Genomic DNA, 3,341 nt, shown 5'->3' on the forward strand with positions numbered 1-3,341 from the left:
GTTCCCCACCGGGGACCTGCCCCCGACCGCAACCCTGCCCCCGACAGTAACCCTGCGCCCGACCATGAGCGGAGCCAAGGATGAATCCGAGAACTCCCGAGACACACCTCGGCGATGGAGGACTTCGTCGACTGCTTGGGCGTGCGGCAGATCCGCGCGGCGCCGTCGTCGTTCTTCTCATCGCAATCCTCATCGCCATCGTCGTCCTCAATCCGGGTTTCGCTGAGCCCGGAGCGCTCATGCGCTTCATCCAGCGAGTCTCGCCCGTTGCCATCGTCGCCATCGGTCAGTACTTCGTCATCGTCAGCGGTGAATTCGACCTGTCGATGGGAGCAGTGGTCACCGCGCAGGTGATGACCGCGGGCCATCTCATCGGCGAGGACGATTCGAAGACCGTGCCGGTGCTCGTCATCATGCTGATCATCGGCATCGTGGTCGGCATCGTCAACGGGCTGGCCACGACGCTGCTCAGGGTTCCCTCGTTCATCGTCACCCTCGGCACGATGCTCCTCATCCATGGCGCAGTCATGTGGTGGACGGGAGGCGCCGCGACGGGCAACCCGGCCGAGTCCTTCCGACAACTCGGACGGGGAGGGATCGAGGGACTCCCGGTCCTCGATCTGCTGCCCTACGCTGTGCTCATCCTGCTCGCCGTGATCGTATTCGGGATCTGGATCTCAAGGCGGCCATTCGGCAGAACCCTTGTCGCCATCGGGGACAACGCCGACGCGGTGTCCTTCGCGGGAGCGAACGTGTGGAGGACGAAGACGCTCGCCTTCGTCCTGTCGTCCGTCTCGGCAACGGTGGCGGGCATTCTTCTCGCCGGTTACGCCGGGGTCCACCCCTCGGTCGGCCAGGGCTACGAGTTCACAGCGATCACTGCCGTGGTCCTGGGCGGTGTGGTCCTCGGCGGTGGACGGGGAACCGTTGTCGGCGCACTGATCGGGGCCTTCACCCTCGAATCGCTGTTCACGCTGCTCAACTTCACCTCGGTGCCGGCAACGATGCGCGACGCGATCCAGGGAGCCATCATCATCGCTGCGGTCGCATACTCCGGTGTCGTCTTCGCAAAGAAGCGCAAACGACCCACCATCTCGGCGGAGACCTCCTCGGCGAACGAGTCGGGAGACCCAAGCACAACCTCGGCGGGGGCACCTTCGCCGATCCAACTCACCGGCGGCGACGGAGCCGCACGGGAATGACAAGGGAGGCAACATCATGAGAAGAGGACTGAGGAGTGCGATCGGCATTGCCAGCGCTGGCGCTCTCATCGCATTGGCGGGGTGCACGACCGACCCTTCGGTGGAGCCGGCGGAAGGAGACGGTGGTGCGCAGGAGGAGGCGCCGGCCGAGGACTGGTTCGACCAGGAGGTCTACGACAAGCAGTTCAAGCAGCGTGAGGTCGAACCGGAGGGCCCGGACGACAAGCCCTACCTGCAGATGATCAACCCGGAGATGAAGGACACCTCGGAGTTCGAGTCCGACGGCGGGAAGAAGATGTGCTTCGCCAACGCCTCGATCTCCAACCCCTGGAGGCAGACGGGGTGGATCACGATGAACGAGCAGCTGAAGGAGCTGAAGAAGGACGGCGTCATCACGGAGATGGAGACCCGCGACGCCCAGGACAACGACGATACGCAGATCGCCGACATCGACTACTTCATCGCCGAGGGCAACTGCGACGGCTTCATCATCTCCCCCAACTCGACGGCCGCGATCACGCCGGCGGTCGAGCGGGCATGCAAGACGGACAAACCCGTGATCGTCTTCGACCGCGGAGTCGAAACGGACTGCGCCGTGACATTCATCCATCCCATCGGAGGCTTCGCCTGGGGCATCGACACCGCACAGTTCCTCATCGACAACCTCAATGAGGGCGACAAGGTCGTGGCGCTGCGCATCCTGCCCGGCGTCGACGTGCTCGAACAGCGCTGGGCCGCCGCTGACAAACTCTTCTCAGAGGCCGGGATCGAGGTCGTCGACTACTTCGCCGAGGGTGACCCGGCCGAGATCAAGAAGGTCGTCTCGGACGAGCTGGCCAAGGGCGACGTCCAGGGCATCTGGATGGATGCCGGCGACGGTGCCGTCTCCGCCATCGAAGCCTTCGAAGACGCCGGCAAGGACTATCCCGTCATGACCGGCGAGGACGAGCTGAGCTTCCTGCGCAAGTGGAAGGAGACCGACATGACAGCGCTGGCTCCCGTGTACACGAACTTCCAGTGGCGGACCCCGCTGCTGGCCGCGGAGAAGATCTTCGAGGGAGACGAGGTCCCGAGCGAATGGGTCCTGCCGCAGAGCCCGATCACGGCCGAGGACCTCGATGAGTACCTCGAGCGCAATGAGGGAATGCCCGATGGCCACTACGCGAAGTTCGGTGGCGAGGATCTGCCCGGCTTCCCGGAGGTGTGGCAGGAGAGGGAGATCCCCTGATCTGGGTCAGAAGTTGATCGGGGAGGGGCCATGATCGAAGCACGAGAGAGCGGAAGTCACCCGCGGGGCAATCACGTCGGCACTCGTGAGATCGGCGTCAACACCTGGGTGTGGACGTCACCGCTGACGACCCAGCGCCTCGGCGAGCTGGCAGACCGGGCCCGAAGCTTCGGGTTCGGTCTGCTGGAGCTGCCCGTGGAGAAGCCTGGCGACTGGGACCCGGACACCGCCGCCGAGGTGCTCGCCGGGTTGGGCATGGGCGCGCGGATCGTCGGGGCGATGGGCCCCGGTCGTGACCTCATCGACCCGAGGTTCCGCGGCGACACGCAGGACTATCTGCGCCACTGCGTCGATGTGGCTCTCCAGGTGGGCTCGCCCACCGTGGCCGGACCGTTCACGGCTGCGACCGGTCGGGTCTGGAGGATGGAATCGGTCGAGCGTGCCACGGTTGTCGAGACTCTTCGGGAGGCTCTGCGGCCGGTTGCCGACTATGCCGCCGATCGTGGAGTGAGCCTCGCCGTGGAGCCGCTCAACCGCTACGAGACGAGCCTCATCAACACGGTCGATCAGGCCCTCGATGCTCTCGAACCCCTGCTGGACCGTGGCGTCGGGCTGGCGCTGGACAGCTATCACCTCAACATCGAGGAGCGCTCGCCGGCGGACGCGATCCGGGCCGCCGGGGAGCACTGTCGGGTCGTGCAGGTGTGCGGCAACGACCGTGGGCCCGTGGGCGGAGACCACACCGACTGGGACTCCTTCTTCGACGCCCTCGACGACATCTCCTATGCGGGACCTCTGACTCTGGAGAGCTTCACCGCAGACAACGACACCATCGCCGTGGCCGCATCCATCTGGCGGCCCCTGGCCAGGACCCAGGACGAACTGGCGCGGACCAGTGCCGAGTTCCTCAC

At 65.5% G+C, this 3,341-nt stretch carries 3 protein-coding genes; all 3 read left to right on the forward strand.

The window, feature by feature from the left end; genetic code table 11:
• Positions 1-80: 80 nt before the first annotated feature.
• On the forward strand, positions 81-1,202 hold the full coding sequence (locus L0G76_RS14935; protein WP_304357944.1) for an ABC transporter permease: 1,122 nt from the start codon (positions 81-83) through the stop codon (positions 1,200-1,202).
• Between the two features lie 16 nt (positions 1,203-1,218).
• Positions 1,219-2,430: a substrate-binding domain-containing protein gene (locus tag L0G76_RS14940; protein ID WP_304357945.1), complete on the forward strand. Its 1,212-nt coding sequence runs from the start codon at positions 1,219-1,221 to the stop codon at positions 2,428-2,430.
• 30 nt (positions 2,431-2,460) lie between these two features.
• A partial coding sequence (locus L0G76_RS14945) for a sugar phosphate isomerase/epimerase family protein (protein ID WP_304357946.1) occupies positions 2,461-3,341 on the forward strand: 881 nt, incomplete at its 3' end.

It is taken from the genome of Brevibacterium picturae (assembly GCF_030453725.1).
Taxonomy (GTDB): Bacteria; Actinomycetota; Actinomycetes; order Actinomycetales; family Brevibacteriaceae; genus Brevibacterium; species Brevibacterium sandarakinum_A.

Excerpts from the sequence above, each read along its gene's own strand:
- L0G76_RS14935 (WP_304357944.1), top strand. The coding sequence starts at position 81 with ATGAATCCGAGAACTCCCGAGACACACCTCGGCGATGGAGGACTTCGT.
- L0G76_RS14940 (WP_304357945.1), top strand. The coding sequence starts at position 1,219 with ATGAGAAGAGGACTGAGGAGTGCGATCGGCATTGCCAGCGCTGGCGCT.